Genomic DNA, 14,609 nt, shown 5'->3' on the forward strand with positions numbered 1-14,609 from the left:
CATCCATGAGATGGCGGCCATGACGGATCCCCTGCAGACCCAGTCCATCGCCCCGGCGGTGGTGCTCCGTGGGGAGGGTGCCTGGCCGCAGGCCCTTCCCCGCATCGTCTCTTTGGGCCGCCGCCCCCTGCTGCTCGGCCGCAGTGCCTCCACCTTCGGGCTGCGTCAGCAGCTGGCGGTCGATCTGGAGCAGGCCGGTGCCCGCCCGGTGGCCAGCCAGGGCCTGCGCGATTGCTGCGACGACGACCTCGGCCCCCTGGCAGGGGATGCCACTGCCGCCGGCTGTGATGCGGTCATCGCCGCCGGTGGGGGCAAGGTGCTGGATGCGGGCAAGCTGCTGGCCCACCGGCTCGGTCTCCCCTGCATCACGGTGCCCACCAGCGCCGCCACCTGCGCCGGCTGGACGGCCCTGGCCAACCTCTACACCCCTGAAGGGGCCTTCCTGGGCGATGTCGCCCTCGACCGCTGCCCGGACCTGCTGGTCTTTGACCATGCCCTTGTGCGGCAGGCGCCGGCCCGCACCCTGGCCAGCGGCATCGCCGATGCGGTGGCCAAGTGGTACGAGGCCTCGGTGAGCAGTGGCTCCAGTGGCGATGGGCTGGTGCAGCAGGCGGTGCAGATGGCCCGCCTGCTGCGCGATCTGCTGCTGCTCGAGGGGGAAGCCGCCCTGGCCGACCCCCATGGGGAGGCCTGGGTGCGGGTGGCCGAGGGCTGTGCCCTCACCGCCGGCCTGATCGGCGGTATCGGTGGTGCCCGCTGCCGCACGGTGGCCGCCCATGCCGTCCATAACGGACTCACCCAGCTCGCCGCCACCCACGGCTGCCTGCACGGCGAGAAGGTGGGCTTCGGTGTGCTGGTGCAGCTGTGGCTGGAGGAGCAGCTGGCGGGCAACCGCCTGGCGGCCCAGGCCCGCCGCCAGCTGCTGCCCTTCTTCCGCACGCTGGGGCTGCCCACCGATCTCGAGGCCCTGGGTCTGGCCGGCGCCAGCCTCGACCAGCTGCGCCAGGTCTGTCGCTTCGCCTGCCGGGAGGGCTCCGACCTGCACCGGCTGCCCTTCGCGGTCGCCCCCGAGGATCTGCTCGCCGCCATGGTGGGCGCCACCGCCGAGCGGCAGCAGGCGTGACCGACGGCCCCTCCAGCGGCCGCGACCTGGTCACGGCCGCCGCCGCGTCGCTGCTCGATCCCCTCGGCCGCGACCTGGCCGCCCAGGTGCAGTGGTGGGAGCTGCCGCAGCACCCGGGCCAGTGGCCCGTGGCCGTGGTGGGGGAGGGACCCCCCCTGCTGCTCCTGCACGGCTTTGACAGCTCCTTCCTGGAGTTCCGCCGCCTGGCCCCCCTGCTGGCGGCCCATCACCGCCTGCTGATCCCGGACCTGCACGGCTTCGGCTTCTGCCCCAGGCCCGCGGAGCGCGCCTACACGCCCCAGGCCGTGCTGGCCCACCTCGATGCGCTGCTGGAGGCGCTGGAGCAGCGGGAGCCCGCGGGCGGGCGCAGGCTGGGCCTGATCGGCGCCTCGATGGGGGGTGCGGTGGCCGTGGAGCTGGCCCGACGCCATCCCGAGCGCTTCGAGCGCCTGCTGCTGCTGGCCCCGGCCGGTCTCACGGGCAGGCCCATGCCCCTGCCGCCCCTGCTGGACGGGCTGGGGGTGCGTTTCCTGGCCCTGCCCTCGGTGCGCCAGGGCCTCTGCCGCAGCGCCTTCGCCGACCCCGACCGGGATGTGGGTCCGGCGGAGCTGGAGATCGCCTCGCTGCACCTGAAGTCGCCCGGCTGGGCCGGCGCCCTGGGCCGCTTCGCCCGCAGCGGTGGCTTCGCCGGCTGCGGCGACCCCCTGCCCCCCCAGCCCCTGGCGGTGCTCTGGGGCGCCGACGACCGGATCCTGCGGGCCCCGCAGAAGCGCGCTGCCCAGGCCCTGCTGGGCCCCCGCATCACCGAACTGGCGGCCTGCGGCCACCTGCCCCACATCGACCAGCCCGAGCAGGTCGCCGCCGCCTGGCTGGGCGCCCCCTGCGCCCCCATCCCCACCCACCACCCATGACCCCTGCGTTCCGCCTCTGCCTGCCGCGTCTTCTCGCCGGCGTGCTGCTCGTGCTGCTGCTCGGGGTCCCCGCCCTGGCCCTCCCCGGCCGGGCCGAGGCCTCCCTGCTGCACCTGGAGGGGCCGGTGCCGGAGGATCTCGGCGTGCACGGCGGCTCCCTCTCCCCCTGTGCGGCGCCGGCCCACTGCGCCCGGGCCGACTGGCCGATCGCCGATCCGGAAGCGGCCCTGAGCGCCCTGGTGCCGATCCTGGAGACCACCGAGGGGGTGCGGATCCTCGAGCGGGACGGCCGCTACCTGCACGCCACCGCCACCAGCCGGCTGTTCGGCTTCGTCGACGACCTCGAGCTGAACGCCCAGCCCGCCGCCGGTCTTCTGCAGGCCCGCTCCAGCTCCCGGCTGGGGGATTCGGACCTGGGCGTCAACGGCCGCCGGCTGGCGGCCCTGCAGCAGGAACTGCCTGGCAGCTGAAGCTCTCGATGGCGCCGCGGCGGTGCAGGAAGCGGGGCTGGGCCGGATCCTCCAGGCTCCACCACCAGATCCCGTCGGTGTAGCTGGGCGGACCGGCGTTGTTGGTGCGCGGCAGCTGCAGTCGCAGGTCGCGCCACTCCAGCAGCACCGTGGCGCCGGGCACCGTGCCGGCGGCGGTGTTGGGGATCCCCGGCGCATCCACGGCCCCGTTGTCGCTGGTCGCCAGCAGCAGCTCGCCGTCGCAGCGGTAGGGGACGGCCGTGGCCGCCGCCGTCGCCGTCGCCGGGCTGCCCAGGGCGAGGCAGAGCAGCAGCACCAGGGCCAGCAGCCGGCCCGCCAGGGCCTGGGCACTGCGCAGGGCCCCCTCGATCCGGCCGAAGCCCGGCCCTGCGATGAAGTCGCCGCAGAAGGCCACCCGGCTGCGGGGACAGACCGTGGCATCGGCCGGCAGGCCGGGGGCCGCGGGGAAGGCGGCCCCCCAGCGCATCAGCTGACGCTGCTCCACCCCCGCCAGGGCCTCGCCGCCGCCTTGCCGTTCCCCCAGCCAAGGGGCCAGGGCAGCGGCGACGGCCGCCTCCAGCGCGGTGATCGCGGCAGCGTCATCGGGCTCCTCCTCCAGAACCCCATGGGCCACGACGGCGCAGCGGCCATCGGCCAGCGGCTGGATCGACAGCCGCCGTAGCCCCCAGCGCCGCTGGGCGGGGCCGTCCAAGCCCAGCAGCCGGAAGGGCAGGGCCCGCCAGCGGGCCGCCGCGGCGGGCTCGATCGTCAGCATCAGGTTGGTGCGCACGTCCATGTCCATGCTGGCGATGGCCGCCAGGGCGACCTCCAGCTCGGCGTCGCCCAGGCCCCGCGAGGCCTGCAGCAGCGGCACCTGCGGCCAGCCGAACCGCTCAAGGGCCCGGGGATGGGCCAGCAGGGTGCCGGTCAGCACCAGCCAGTCGGCCTCCCCCAGCACCGCCCCGGTGGCATCGGCCAGGCGCCAGCCCCCCCCGGGCCGGGCCTCCAGGTGGCGCACCAGGGAGCCGTAGCGGCCATCGAGGCTCCCCGCCGGTCCCTGGGCCTCCGCCAGGGCCAGCAGCCCCCGGGCGAGGTCGTCCATGCCCTGGCGGCCCCGGTAGAGGCGGCCGCGCAGCAGGGGATCCCCATCGGCAGGCCCCAGGTTCCCTGCGCTGTCCAGCACGGCCGCCTGCTGCCGCCAGGGCTCGATCCAGCCCCCCGCGAGCAGGGGCGCCACCAGCTCCGGTTCGGGGTCCTCGAGCAGGTTGAACAGGGGTGTCCCGTGGTCGATCTGCCAGCCGGGGTCGTGGCGGGAGCGGCGGGTGGCGGCCCGGCCACCGGGACCCCGACCCGCCTCCCAGAGCACGATCGACCCTCCCCAGCCGCCCCGCCGCAGCCCCGCGGCCAGGGCGCAGCCGGCCACCCCGGCGCCGATCACCGCCACCGAGGGCGCAGGTCGCCCCTGGGGCTGGCCAGACTCGACGCTGGATCCAGCCATGGAGCGACCCCGATGACGCCTGACGACAAAGCCATCCTGGCGGCGTCCGCCCCCTGGCTGGGGGCCCTGCTCAACGTCGTGCCCGGCCTGGGCAGCGGCTACATCTACCAGCGCCGCTGGCGTGCCTACTGGATCACCACGGCCCTGGCCACGGGCTGGTTCCTGCTGGGGGCGGTGCGGGGGGGCGCCGGCACCGTGGCGGACCCGTCGACCGCCGATCCCACCGACCAGCTGATCGGCCTGGGGGGACTGCTGCTGCTGGCGGCGGTCACGGCCGCCGAGGCCTTCCGCGCCGCCCGCAAGGCCCGGACGGAGTGAGAATCTGGGGAGCCCTGTCCCCTGGTGGCGGATGAGCGAGACCCCGGACGGCGAGCGACCCAGCGAGGGGACGGCGCCCGAAGCCTCCGAGACCACCGGCGGCCCGGTGATGGGCCTGCTGGCCCGGGGGCTGGAACTGTGGCTGCGCCAGCAATGCGATGCCATCGAACGGTTGGAGATCCGCCTGGAGGGCTCCGGGCTGCGGCTGCTGCGGGGTCGCCTCGACGGCGTGCGGCTGCGGGCCCGGCGGGTCGTCTATCAGGCGATGGAGATCGAGGAGGTGGAGCTGCGCTGCGATGGCATCCAGGTGCGCATGGGATCCCTGGTGCGCAACCAGGCGGTGAAGCTGGAGTCGCCCTTCCGCATCCAGGGGCAGGTGAGCTTCAGCGGCGATGGGCTGAGCCGCTCCCTGAGCACCCCGGCCTGGCGCAGCCTCGGCGACGGCCTGGCCGATGACCTGCTGGGCCTCACCCCCCTGGCGGGGCTGCGCATCCGGGAGGACCGGCTGGTGCTGCGGGCCTTCGCCAGCGGCGACCGGGAGCCGGTGGAGCGGGAGGTGGCGGTGCGGGCCGATGGCGGCACCGTGGAACTGCGTTGCGCCGAGGGCACCCCCCACGCCCGGCTGCCGATGGATCCCAACATCCGCATCGAGCGGGCCGAGCTCGGCGCCGGCCTGCTGCACCTGGAGGGGGAGGCCCGGGTCTCCCCCTGAGGGACCCGGCAGGGGACGATCAGCCCCGCTGCAGCAGGGGCAGCACCAGGGTCACCAGGGAGTAGACCACCGCCGGCACGAACAGGTAACTGTCGATCCGGTCGAGGATGCCGCCGTGGCCAGGGATCGCATCGCCGGAATCCTTCAGGCCCGCATCCCGCTTCATCATCGATTCGGTGAGGTCACCCACCAGGGCGAACAGGGAGACCACCGCCCCCAGCACCGCCCCGATCAGCCAGCCCCAGCGCCAACCCAGCAGCACCCCGCCCACGGCCCCCACCAGCAGGGCGCAGACCACCCCGCCCAGGGCCCCCTCCACCGTCTTGCCGGGGGAGATCGGCGAGAGGGCGTGGCGCCCCAGGCGTCGGCCGATCACGTAGGAGCCGATGTCGGTGGCCACGATCATCAGGCAGGCCAGCAGGGTGAGGGCCATGCCCGGACTCCAGGGCCAGCCCAGGCCCTCCAGGGCGGGGGCCAGGGCCGGGTCGGTCAGGTCCCGCAGCTTGATCCAGTGGCTGGGCAGGAAGCCCAGATAGAAGAGGCCGAACACCGACGCGGCGATGTCGGCGATGGTGCCGGTGACGGGCTGGAGCAGCAGCCAGCCGCAGATCACCGCCCCGGAGGCGGGCAGCACGGCCGCCGCCACGTCGCCCGCCATGCCGCTACCCCCCCAGAGGCTGCCGGCGGCCACCTGCGTCGACACCAGCAGCAGCTGCACCGCCACCAGGGTGGTCTTCACGGCCGGCCGGATGCCCTTGAACTGGGCCATGCGGAAGAACTCCAGCAGGCCCAGGTGCACGATCACCCCCACGGCAACGGTGAACCACCAGCCGCCCAGGCCCACCACCACCAGTCCGAAGCCGCCCGCCAGCCAGCCGCTCAGCAGGCGGGGGAAGGAGGTGGCGGTGCGGGGGGCGGGAAGCAAGGGTTCGAACTCAGCGCTCGGCGGCGATCACGAACAGCGGCTCGGCGGCCGCCAGCTTGGCCTGGCTGCCACGGCGCTGCATCCGGTGCACGGTGGCCTGCACCACCTGCACATCGTGGGCGTCCAGCTGGGCGAGGGTGTCGGTGGCCTTCACCAGGCCCTCCAGGTTCACGGTGCTGATCACCAGCCGTCCGGAGGGCTGCAGGGCCCCCCAGACGGCCCGCAGCACGTCCTCCAGGGGCCGGCCCACCTCCAGCAGCACCCGGTCGGGGTTGGGGGGGAGCAGGGCCAGACCCTCCGGGGCCTCCCCGGCGTGGATGTGCAGGTTGTGGATGTCGAAACGCTGCCGGTTGCGTTCCAGCAGCTCGATCGCCTCCGGATCCCGCTCCAGGGTGTGCACCGCACCGCCGGGCATCAGCCGGGCGATCTCCAGGGCCAGGGCGCCGGTGCCGCCGCCCACGTCCCAGACGAGGGAATCGGCCCGGGGACGCAGGTGGGCCAGCAGCATCACCCGCAGCTCCAGCGGCGTGGGGCTGAAGCCAGGGGCGTCCTCGAAGGCGCTGTCCGGCAGTCCGGGGGTGACGAAATCCCAGTGGAAGGGGTTCGGCAACGGGCTCACGAACCGGCCACGACGCTCACCGTATCAGCGATCTGACCGGGCCAGAGACGCCGTTGCGCCAGCAGCCAGTCGGCGCGGGCCGGATCGATCCGCTCCCCGGGCACCAGCAGCGGGATCCCCGGCGGATAGGGACAGATCGGTGCGGCCGCCACCCGGCCGGCGGCCCGCTCCAGGGGGATGGCCTCGGCGGGACTCCGCCAGGCCACGCCGATCGGCAGCTCCGGTGCCGCCAGCAGCGGCAGGGGGGGCGGCGTGAAGGCGGCCAGCGGCGGCCCGCCGAGGGCCCGGCGCAGACCCTCCAGATGGCGCGGCAGGCGCCGCTCCACGCCCCGGGGTGGGTTCAGCCCCAGGCAGAAGGTGAGGGCGCCGGGTTCCGGCAGCTCCGCGATCACCCCCCGCTCCAGCAGCCAGGTGTCGGCCTCCAGGCCGTTGATCCCCAGCGGGGCCGTGGCCAGCACCAGGCGCAGGGGATCGCCGTTGGCCACCAGCGGCAGGTCCAGGCCCTCCAACCGGCGGCGCAGATGGCCGGCCCGGGCCACGGCCCGCTGGCGCTGGCGCCGGCCGGCGGCGCTGGCGCCGTGCTCCAGGGCCGCGGCCGTCGAGGCCAGCAGCAGGGCGCTGGGGCTGGAGGTCTGCAGCCACAGCAGGGCCCGCTCGATGGCGGCGGTTGCCACCCGTTCGCCCTGGGCGAGCAGGGCGGCGCTCTGGGCCAGGCCGGTGCCGCTCTTCTGGACGGAGAGCACCACCAGATCGGCGCCGGCGGCCAGGGCCTCGCCGCCGCCGTGGGCCTGGTCCACCAGCACCGGCAGGCCCGCCCGGTGGGCCAGGGCCACCAGGGCCGGCAGATCGGCCGCCAGCCCCTGGTAGGTGGGATCCACCAGCACCAGGGCCACCGCGGGGCTGCCGGCGTCCGCGGCGGTCGCCGCCAGCACCCGCTCCAACCGCCGGGGCTCCGGCGGTTGCCACAGGCCCGTGACCGGATCGCTGCTGAGGTCGTACAGCAATGGCTCGAAGCCCCCCAGCACGCAGGCGTGCAGCAGGCTGCGGTGCAGGTTGCGGGGCAGCAGCACCCGGGAGCCCGGCGGGCCGAGGGCCAGCAGGGCCGCCTGCAGCAGCCCCGAGGCCCCGTTCACCCCGAACCAGCAGCGTTCCGCCCCCAGCAGGGCCGCCGCCCGTTGCTGGGCCTCGGCCACCGTGCCCTCCGGCTCCAGCGGCCCCCCGAAGCCGGGCAGTTCGGGCAGATCCCAGCGGCCCGGTGGCTGGCGCAGCAGGCGCCGCAGGTCGGGGGCCAGGGCCCGGCCCCGGCCATGGGCCGGCAGGTGCAGGGCCAGCGGCGCTGACCGCCAGAAGGGGCCCATGGACCGGAGTACGCAGTTCCTAGAGTCTGGCCATCGATGGGGCAGGACCCTGGCCGAAGACGTCACCCCCACCCCGCGCTACGACCCCAACGCGGACCTGCGCTGGCTGCTGCTGCGGCCCTGGGTCCTGGTCAGCCGGCTGATCGTGGTGCTGTGGCGCCTGGCGGGCCTCGGCCTGCGGCTGGCGGTCCAGTCCAGCAGTACCGATGCCCGGGTGCAGCAGCGGCTCGCCCGCGCCATCCTCGAAACCCTCAACGACCTGGGCCCCTGCTTCATCAAGGTGGGCCAGGCCCTCTCCACCCGCCCCGACCTCGTGCGGCGCGACTGGCTGGAGGAACTGGCCCGCCTCCAGGACGACCTGCCCCCCTTCCCCCACAAGGTCGCCCTGGCCCTGATCGAGGCGGAGCTGGGGGCCCCGGCCCACCAGCTGTACGAGGAGTTCCCCGACTACCCGATGGCGGCCGCCAGCCTGGGCCAGGTCTACCGGGCCCGCCTGAGCGAGGGCCACTGGGTGGCGGTGAAGGTGCAGCGGCCCGACCTGCCCTTCATCCTGCGCCGCGACCTGGTCATCATCCGCTCGCTGGCGGTGCTGGCGGCCCCGTTCCTGCCGCTGAATCTGGGCTTCGGGCTCGGGGCGATCATCGATGAGTTCGGCTCCACCCTGTTCGAGGAGATCGACTACCGGCGCGAGGCCGACAACGCCGAACGCTTCGCCACCCTCTTCCAGGACCATCCGGAGGTGACCGTTCCGGCGGTCGTCCGCCATCTCAGCAGTCGCCGGGTGCTGACCACCAGCTGGATCAACGGCACCAAGCTGCAGAGCCGCCGCGAGCTGGAGGCCCACCACCTGGATCCGGCGGCCCTGATCCGCACCGGCGTGATCGCCGGCCTGCAGCAGCTGCTGGAGTTCGGCTACTTCCATGCCGATCCCCACCCGGGCAACCTGTTCGCCTTGCCGGGCAAGACCAACGGCCTGGGCCATGTGGCCTATGTCGACTTCGGCATGATGGATTCGCTCAGTGATGCCGACCGGCTCACCCTCACCGGGGCGGTGGTGCATCTGATCAACCGGGATTTCGACGCCCTGGCCAGGGATTTCGTGGCCCTGGGCTTCCTCAATCCCAGCACCCCCCTGGGGCCGATCGTGCCGGCCCTTGAGCAGGTGCTCGGCGGTGCCCTGGGGGAGAACGTCGGCAGCTTCAATTTCAAGGCGATCACCGATCGCTTCTCGGAGCTGATGTACGACTACCCCTTCCGGGTGCCGGCCCGCTTCGCCCTGATCATCCGGGCGGTGGTGAGCCAGGAGGGTCTGGCGATGCGGCTCGACCCCGACTTCCGCATCATCCGCGTGGCCTACCCCTACGTGGCGAAACGTCTGCTGGCCGGCGACACCGCCGAGATGCGCGAGAAGCTGCTGGAGGTGATCTTCGACAAGGACGGGCGCCTGCGGGTGGAGCGGCTGGAGAACCTGCTGGCCGTGGTCGAAAACGGTTCCACCTCCACCGATCTGCTGCCGGTGGCCCGCGATGGCCTGCGCCTGCTGCTGGGCAAGGAGGGCACCAGCCTGCGCCAGCGGCTGCTGCTGAGCCTGGTGAGCCACGACCGGCTGCACACCGATGATCTCCAGGCCCTGCTGGGCCTGATGCGGCGCACCTTCTCGGCCCGCAAGCTGGCCACGGGCCTGTTGGCCCGCTTGAATCCACTCGCCGCCTGACCCGTCCCGGTGCCCGTTGATCCCCACGGCTTCCACGCGGCGCCTTGAACGAGGCCCTGCTGGTGATCCTCCTGCCCCTGCTGGTGGCGGGCTGGGTCCTGCAGGTCCGCGCCCTGGAGCGGCGGGTCCGGCGCCTGGAGCAACAGGCCGCCTCCCTGAGCGAGCGCTTCTTCGCCCTGTCGCTGTGGAGCGAGGTGCTCCAGAAGCGGCTCGACGGGGATTACACGCCCGAGCCTGCGAAGCTCGCCGCCGCAGAGGAGCTCCCCCCACCGGCGCCCCAGGCCATAGCCGAAGCCAGATCCGAAGCTGAGACCAAACCCGTGGCTGGGGCGGCGGCGTTGACCACCCCCGCCCTGCGCAGACCTGAGGCCCCCGCGGCCCCCCGTGCCCCCCGGCCCCGCGCGGCGACCGGCGGGCCCTGGAAGCGGATCGAGCGGCTGCTGGTGGAGAACTGGAGCGGCCTGCTCGGGGTGCTCGTGGTGGTGGCCGGGGTCACCTTCCTGACGATCAACGCGGGCCTGGAGCTGGGGCCCCGCGAGCGGTTCCTGCTCACCCTGCTGGTGGGCGGGGCCCTGGCCCTGCCGTCTGTGCTCTGGGGCCGGCGCCCGCGCTGGCGCGACCTCACCGACGCCATGCGCAGCGGTGGCGGCGCCCTGGTCCTGTTCGCCTGCGCCGCCGCCGGGGGCCTGCCCCAGTTCGGCCTCCAGTGGATCGAGCAGCCGGCCCCGGCCCTGGCCCTGCTGGCCGTGGGCGTGGCCGCCAACCTGGCCCTGGCCGCCATCGCCCGTACCGCCGCGATGGCCTCCCTGCACGTGGCGGTGAGCCTGGTGCCCCTGGCCATCGGTCTCCAGGGCGGCCCAGCCCTGGCCATCGCCGCCGCCATTGCCCTGGTGGGTTCGGAGCTGCCCGTGCGGCACCGCTGGCCGAGGCACCGGCTCGTCGTCAGCTGGGTGTTCGGCGCCTTCCAGGTGGCCTGGTTCCTGCGCAACGGCCCCGCCCTGGCGGCCTCCCCCGCCCTCGTCGCCGGCGCGTCCCTGGCGGCGGTGCTGGTGTTCGGCCCGGGGCTGCTGCGGCTGCACCGCCCTGGGGCCACCCCTGCCCGGCTGCAGGCCGTGCCGGCGGCGTTGCTGCTCAGCCAGTGGGGCGGCCTCGGCCTGGCCCTGCTGCTCTATCCACCCGAGGCGGCCGTCCGCGCCGGGGCCCTGGCGGCTGCCGCCGCGGCGGCGCTGCTGCTGGGTCAGGGGGCCCGGCGGGGGGGGCCGCGCTGGCTGGCCCTGGGGGATGGTCTGGTGGGCCAGACCCTGGTGCTCGCAGCCCTGCTGAGCCTGGCCCCGGTGATCGCCGACGGGCCGCTGCTGGCCGGGGTGGTGCTGCTGGAGTCGCTGCTGTTCCTGGCCATCGCCGTGCGGGAGGGCTCCGGACCCCTGGGCCGCGTCGGCTGGTGGCTCAGTGCCGCCGCCGGGGCGGTGCTGGCCCTGAGCGGCCTGGGAGCCGCACTGCTGCGCGGCGACCCGGTGAACCAGCTGCAGACCGCTGCGGTGCTGACCGTCGGGGCTGGCCTGATGGCGGGAATGCAGGTGCTGCTGCAGCGCCGCGGTGTGCCGCTGCCCTTGCCGCCCCTTCTCGGCTGGCTCGCCAGCGGCCTGGTCGCCGTTGGCACCGCCCTGGTGGCGCCGGAGGACTGGCGATCGTCCCTGAGCCTGGTGGTGATGGGCGCCTTCCTGGTGGCGGCGCGCCGCTGGCGCCCCCCCGGCCTGCTGAACGGCATCACCGTGGCGATCGCCCTGGCCCATGCGGCCGGCTGGCTGACCCTGCTGGCACAGGCACCCTGGCCGCCGTTGCACCTGCTGGCCCGCCTGCTCCCCCTGGGGGTCCTGGCCCTGGTGCTGTCGGCCTGTGGTGGTGGCGGCCGCCGGCAGGGCCTCGGGCTGGCGTTGCTGGGCGTCGATGCGGGCCTGGGGGTGCTGTGGCTGCTCGAGCCGATCTCGCCGCTGCTGCCGGGGGCGGCCTGGCTGCTGCTGTCCGCCGGGGCCCTGGCTGGCACCCGCTGGCTGCGGGGGGGCGCCCTGCGGGTGGCTCTGGGACTCTCCCTGGCCTACCTGGCCGCCTTCGCCGCCTCCTTCCTGCTGGTGATCGGGCCCAGCCAGGAGCTGGTGACGCTCGGGGTCCTGCAGGTGCGCGGCCGCCTGTTGATCGAGCTGCTGGCGATCGCCGTCGGCCTGCACGGCTGGTTCTTCCGGGCGGGGCCTGAGCTGGCAAGGCTGCCCAGCTGGAAGGCGGTGCAACCCTGTTTCCTCGAGGCGGTCCTGCTGGGGGTGATGGTGCTGCTGCAGGGGGAGATCAGCGCCCCCTGGCGACCCGTCGCCTGGACCCTGCTGGCCCTGCTCCTGGTCTGCCCGGCCCTGGTGCGGCGCTTCGCCATCCGGCTGCAGGTCTACGGGGTGATCGTCTACTGGCTGGCGGTGGCGACGCTGCTGGTCGGCCTCAGCATCGACCTGCCATCCTTCCCCGCCGCCACCGGAGCGGCCCAGACCGCCGGGCTGGTGGCGATCGCTCTGCAGACGGCCTTTGTCCTGGCCTGCCGCCGCTGGCTCGACCTCGATCGGCTGCCCGAGCCGGGCGGATGGCCCCCCCTGGCCTGGGTCGGCGGACGGGTGGCGCGCCGCCGCAACCTCTGGCTCGGCCATCCCCTGTTCATCGCCGTGGCTGTGGTGCTGGCCAGCGGCTACGACCGGGCCCTGCTGACCCTGCTCTGGACGGCGGAGGCTTTTGCCGTCTACCTGCTGGGGGTGGTGCTGCGGGAGCCCCAGTTCCGCCGGGTGGCCCTGGTCGGGCTGGGGGCCTGCCTGCTGCGGCTGCTGGCCATCGACATGGCCCAGGCCGACCTGGGGCTGCGGGGGCTGGTGTTCGTCGGTGTCGGGCTGCTGCTGCTGGCCCTGAACGCCCTGGTCCATCGTTTCCGCAGCCGGTTCGGCTGAGGGGTTCCTCTGATGGGGCGGCTCCGGCGCCTAGGGTCGGGCGCGATCGCCTGTCTCCGTCCCCGCCGTGTCCCTGCTGCTGGCCGCCCTCGACGCTGCTCCCGTGACCCTCCGGCAGGCGGGGCTGGACCAGGCCAGCGGCGCCTACGGCGATCTGGACGCCATGGAGATCCTGCTGGAGTACGCCCCGCTCACCTACCCGCCCTACATGCTGGCCGGCATCGGCCTGGCCATGGCGGTGCTGTGCGGGCTGACCTTCGCCCGGATGGTCCAGAACCGGCTGGAGGGCTGGAAGCAGGACCGGCTGGCCCTGCTGCCGATCGCCAACCTGGAGACGACCATGCCTTACGCGGGGCTGGTGATCGGGGTGACGCTGTTCATCGGCGCCAGCCTGCAGGTGTTCGGCTTCGCCGCCGGTGCTGCCCTGCTGGTGGCCTTCGTGCTGTCGCTGCTGACCGGAGGTGCCCTGTGGGTGCAGCTGGAGCGGCTGATGGCCCAGGTGCAGGACGGCACCTTCCGCGCGGTCGACTTCGACAACTTCGACCAGTTCTTCTGATCCTGGCTCCGGGAAGGGCCCTGAGCCTGATGGGAAGCCCGGTACGGATAGCCGCTCAGGGTGCCTCCGCCCGCCAGCTGGCAACTGCTCGTAATGTTCTGAAACAACGCAAGCAGGACATGCAGGCCTCCCTTTCCCTCAACCGCCAGTTCTCGATCGCCGTTCACTCCCGCGCCATCGACAGCTGCGACGACATCGAAGAGCTCCGCAAGGTCGCCAAGACCCTCCTTTCCGCCTGGCAGCACCAGGCCGAGTTCAGCGAGCACTACGGCGCCCAGGCCCTCGGCATCCGCCCGTAGGCCGAGGCGTTCAGGCTGTTCCGTCTTCGGAGCCACCGGCGCCCCTTCGGCGCCACAGCTTCAGGCCGACCCCGCCCCACAGCACGCTCCAGAGCACGAAGGTGATCAGGGTCCCCACCTGGCCGCCTTCGAGGTCGTAGACGCCGGCGCCGATCAGGCCGGCATCGATCAGCGAGCCCCCCACGCCCCAGCCCAGGATCCAGAGCGCCACCAGGGCGATGGCCGTCGCTTGCTCCTTCATGGTTCGCCCTGCGGTGGGGTCCCAGCCTGCCAGCCCATCCAGGCTGTACGCTTCTGTTGATTCAAAGATTTCTCTTCGGCGAGTGACAACGTCCTGCAAGGGCTTTCGACGAATCGGTTCATAATTGTTTCTCTGTTCATGACGATTTACGTTGGAAATCTCTCCTTCGATGCGGAGGTGGAGGATCTCAACCATCTGTTTGCGCAATACGGAGCGCTGCGTAACTGCAGCCTGCCCCTCGACCGGGAAACCGGCCGCAAGCGCGGCTTCGCCTTTGTTGAAATGGCCAATGAGGCTGATGAAACCAAGGCCATCGACGACCTTCAGGACGTCGAGTGGATGGGGCGGATGATCCGGGTCAACAAGGCCCAGCCCCGCACCGGTGGTGGTGGCGGCGGTGGCGCCGGCGGCGCCGGCGGCGGCCGCGCCCGCTACTGAGTTTTGCCGAAACGGTCGGCAGCCCCCGGAAACGGGGGCTTTTTCATGGCCGTTCCTTTGGCTTCGTCTCCGGCCTTGCCCCTGGGGCTCAGGCCACCAGGTAGGCCTCCAGGGAGCGGGAGTGATGGCGGATGCCTTCGAGAGCCCGCCGCTCCAGGTTGCGGGTCTTGTCCCGGCTCATCCCCAGGGTGCGGGCGATGCCGGTGAGGCTCATGGGCTCCTCACCGTCGATGCCGTAGCGCATCTTCAGCACCCGCCCCTGCAGTTCCGGCAGCTGCTCCAGCAGCGCCCGCAGGTCGCCCTTGAGGCATTCGCCGTCCACCAGATCGGCGGGCAGCAGGTCGTCGCCGGCCAGCAGATCGAGCAGCTCGGTGTCCTCACCGTCGCCCACCTTCGTCTCCAGGCTCACCGGCTGGCGGGCGCGGCAGAGCAGATCCTTCACCTCCTCC

16 protein-coding genes are annotated in these 14,609 nt (G+C 73.5%); 10 read left to right on the plus strand and 6 right to left on the minus strand.

Annotated features, from left to right (window positions below; translation table 11 throughout):
- Nucleotides 1-19 precede the first annotated feature (19 nt).
- Genes KUG38_RS16560 through KUG38_RS16570 form a run of 3 tightly spaced genes read left to right on the plus strand, consistent with a single transcriptional unit; the run spans nucleotide 20 to nucleotide 2,504 of the window.
- On the plus strand, nucleotides 20-1,123 hold the full coding sequence (locus KUG38_RS16560) for an iron-containing alcohol dehydrogenase (RefSeq protein ID WP_216923495.1): 1,104 nt from the start codon (nucleotides 20-22) through the stop codon (nucleotides 1,121-1,123).
- The gene (locus KUG38_RS16565) at nucleotides 1,120-2,034 is read left to right on the plus strand and encodes an alpha/beta fold hydrolase (protein ID WP_216923497.1); all 915 of its coding nucleotides are present in this window, start codon (nucleotides 1,120-1,122) and stop codon (nucleotides 2,032-2,034) included. Before KUG38_RS16560 ends, KUG38_RS16565 begins: the two co-directional genes overlap by 4 nt.
- Entirely contained in the window at nucleotides 2,031-2,504 is a 474-nt protein-coding gene (locus KUG38_RS16570; protein ID WP_286196154.1) for a DUF1499 domain-containing protein, read from the plus strand. Before KUG38_RS16565 ends, KUG38_RS16570 begins: the two co-directional genes overlap by 4 nt.
- On the opposite strand, the gene KUG38_RS17210 is transcribed toward KUG38_RS16570, so the two are convergent.
- Nucleotides 2,455-4,002 (minus strand): DUF8671 domain-containing protein, encoded by a 1,548-nt coding sequence (locus tag KUG38_RS17210; RefSeq protein ID WP_216923500.1) that lies wholly within the window; start codon nucleotides 4,000-4,002, stop codon nucleotides 2,455-2,457. The genes KUG38_RS16570 and KUG38_RS17210 overlap by 50 nt on opposite strands.
- Before the next feature lie 12 nt (nucleotides 4,003-4,014).
- On the opposite strand from KUG38_RS17210, the gene KUG38_RS16580 reads away from it, so the two are divergent.
- Nucleotides 4,015-4,320, plus strand: coding sequence for a DUF8646 family protein (locus KUG38_RS16580; protein WP_216923501.1), 306 nt, complete (start codon nucleotides 4,015-4,017; stop codon nucleotides 4,318-4,320).
- A 31-nt stretch (nucleotides 4,321-4,351) separates the two neighbouring features.
- Nucleotides 4,352-5,032 carry an LmeA family phospholipid-binding protein gene (locus KUG38_RS16585; RefSeq protein WP_286196155.1) on the plus strand — a complete coding sequence of 227 codons (681 nt, stop codon included), beginning with the start codon at nucleotides 4,352-4,354 and terminating at the stop codon, nucleotides 5,030-5,032.
- A 19-nt stretch (nucleotides 5,033-5,051) separates the two neighbouring features.
- Here KUG38_RS16585 and KUG38_RS16590 read toward each other — a convergent pair whose 3' ends face one another.
- The 3 genes from KUG38_RS16590 to KUG38_RS16600 are packed head-to-tail and all read right to left on the minus strand — an operon-like array spanning nucleotide 5,052 to nucleotide 7,934.
- Nucleotides 5,052-5,957, minus strand: a complete 906-nt coding sequence (locus tag KUG38_RS16590) for a phosphatidate cytidylyltransferase (protein ID WP_216923503.1) — start codon at nucleotides 5,955-5,957, stop codon at nucleotides 5,052-5,054.
- A gap of 10 nt (nucleotides 5,958-5,967) precedes the next feature.
- Nucleotides 5,968-6,567, minus strand: coding sequence for a precorrin-6Y C5,15-methyltransferase subunit CbiT (gene cbiT / locus KUG38_RS16595; protein WP_216923529.1), 600 nt, complete (start codon nucleotides 6,565-6,567; stop codon nucleotides 5,968-5,970).
- A 5-nt stretch (nucleotides 6,568-6,572) separates the two neighbouring features.
- The gene (locus KUG38_RS16600; protein WP_216923504.1) at nucleotides 6,573-7,934 is read right to left on the minus strand and encodes an aminotransferase class I/II-fold pyridoxal phosphate-dependent enzyme; all 1,362 of its coding nucleotides are present in this window, start codon (nucleotides 7,932-7,934) and stop codon (nucleotides 6,573-6,575) included.
- On the opposite strand from KUG38_RS16600, the gene KUG38_RS16605 reads away from it, so the two are divergent.
- The 4 genes from KUG38_RS16605 to KUG38_RS16620 all read left to right on the plus strand — a co-directional run bounded on the left by KUG38_RS16605 (nucleotide 7,933) and on the right by KUG38_RS16620 (nucleotide 13,481).
- Nucleotides 7,933-9,648, plus strand: a complete 1,716-nt coding sequence (locus KUG38_RS16605; protein WP_286196156.1) for an ABC1 kinase family protein — start codon at nucleotides 7,933-7,935, stop codon at nucleotides 9,646-9,648. The genes KUG38_RS16600 and KUG38_RS16605 overlap by 2 nt on opposite strands.
- Before the next feature lie 44 nt (nucleotides 9,649-9,692).
- On the plus strand, nucleotides 9,693-12,626 hold the full coding sequence (locus KUG38_RS16610; RefSeq protein WP_216923505.1) for a hypothetical protein: 2,934 nt from the start codon (nucleotides 9,693-9,695) through the stop codon (nucleotides 12,624-12,626).
- 76 nt (nucleotides 12,627-12,702) lie between these two features.
- Nucleotides 12,703-13,182 carry a hypothetical protein gene (locus KUG38_RS16615; RefSeq protein ID WP_094586101.1) on the plus strand — a complete coding sequence of 160 codons (480 nt, stop codon included), beginning with the start codon at nucleotides 12,703-12,705 and terminating at the stop codon, nucleotides 13,180-13,182.
- 119 nt (nucleotides 13,183-13,301) lie between these two features.
- On the plus strand, nucleotides 13,302-13,481 hold the full coding sequence (locus KUG38_RS16620) for a hypothetical protein (RefSeq protein ID WP_216923506.1): 180 nt from the start codon (nucleotides 13,302-13,304) through the stop codon (nucleotides 13,479-13,481).
- 10 nt (nucleotides 13,482-13,491) lie between these two features.
- On the opposite strand, the gene KUG38_RS16625 is transcribed toward KUG38_RS16620, so the two are convergent.
- Nucleotides 13,492-13,722, minus strand: a complete 231-nt coding sequence (locus KUG38_RS16625; protein ID WP_216923507.1) for a hypothetical protein — start codon at nucleotides 13,720-13,722, stop codon at nucleotides 13,492-13,494.
- A 138-nt stretch (nucleotides 13,723-13,860) separates the two neighbouring features.
- Between KUG38_RS16625 and rbp the strand changes: the two genes are divergently transcribed.
- The gene (rbp, locus tag KUG38_RS16630; RefSeq protein WP_216923509.1) at nucleotides 13,861-14,160 is read left to right on the plus strand and encodes an RNA-binding regulator; all 300 of its coding nucleotides are present in this window, start codon (nucleotides 13,861-13,863) and stop codon (nucleotides 14,158-14,160) included.
- Between the two features lie 88 nt (nucleotides 14,161-14,248).
- Here rbp and KUG38_RS16635 read toward each other — a convergent pair.
- A partial coding sequence (locus KUG38_RS16635) for a sigma factor-like helix-turn-helix DNA-binding protein (RefSeq protein ID WP_286196157.1) occupies nucleotides 14,249-14,609 on the minus strand: 361 nt, incomplete at its 5' end.

The organism is Synechococcus sp. CCAP 1479/9 (assembly GCF_019038535.1).
GTDB lineage: Bacteria > Cyanobacteriota > Cyanobacteriia > PCC-6307 > Cyanobiaceae > Cyanobium.

Coding starts and splice junctions, on each gene's coding strand:
- KUG38_RS16560 (WP_216923495.1), top strand. CDS start 20: ATGACGGATCCCCTGCAGACCCAGTCCATCGCCCCGGCGGTGGTGCTC.
- KUG38_RS16570 (WP_286196154.1), top strand. CDS start 2,031: ATGACCCCTGCGTTCCGCCTCTGCCTGCCGCGTCTTCTCGCCGGCGTG.
- KUG38_RS17210 (WP_216923500.1), bottom strand. CDS start 4,002: ATGGCTGGATCCAGCGTCGAGTCTGGCCAGCCCCAGGGGCGACCTGCG.
- KUG38_RS16580 (WP_216923501.1), top strand. CDS start 4,015: ATGACGCCTGACGACAAAGCCATCCTGGCGGCGTCCGCCCCCTGGCTG.
- KUG38_RS16585 (WP_286196155.1), top strand. CDS start 4,352: ATGAGCGAGACCCCGGACGGCGAGCGACCCAGCGAGGGGACGGCGCCC.
- KUG38_RS16605 (WP_286196156.1), top strand. CDS start 7,933: ATGGACCGGAGTACGCAGTTCCTAGAGTCTGGCCATCGATGGGGCAGG.
- KUG38_RS16600 (WP_216923504.1), bottom strand. CDS start 7,934: ATGGGCCCCTTCTGGCGGTCAGCGCCGCTGGCCCTGCACCTGCCGGCC.
- KUG38_RS16620 (WP_216923506.1), top strand. CDS start 13,302: ATGCAGGCCTCCCTTTCCCTCAACCGCCAGTTCTCGATCGCCGTTCAC.
- KUG38_RS16625 (WP_216923507.1), bottom strand. CDS start 13,722: ATGAAGGAGCAAGCGACGGCCATCGCCCTGGTGGCGCTCTGGATCCTG.
- rbp (WP_216923509.1), top strand. CDS start 13,861: ATGACGATTTACGTTGGAAATCTCTCCTTCGATGCGGAGGTGGAGGAT.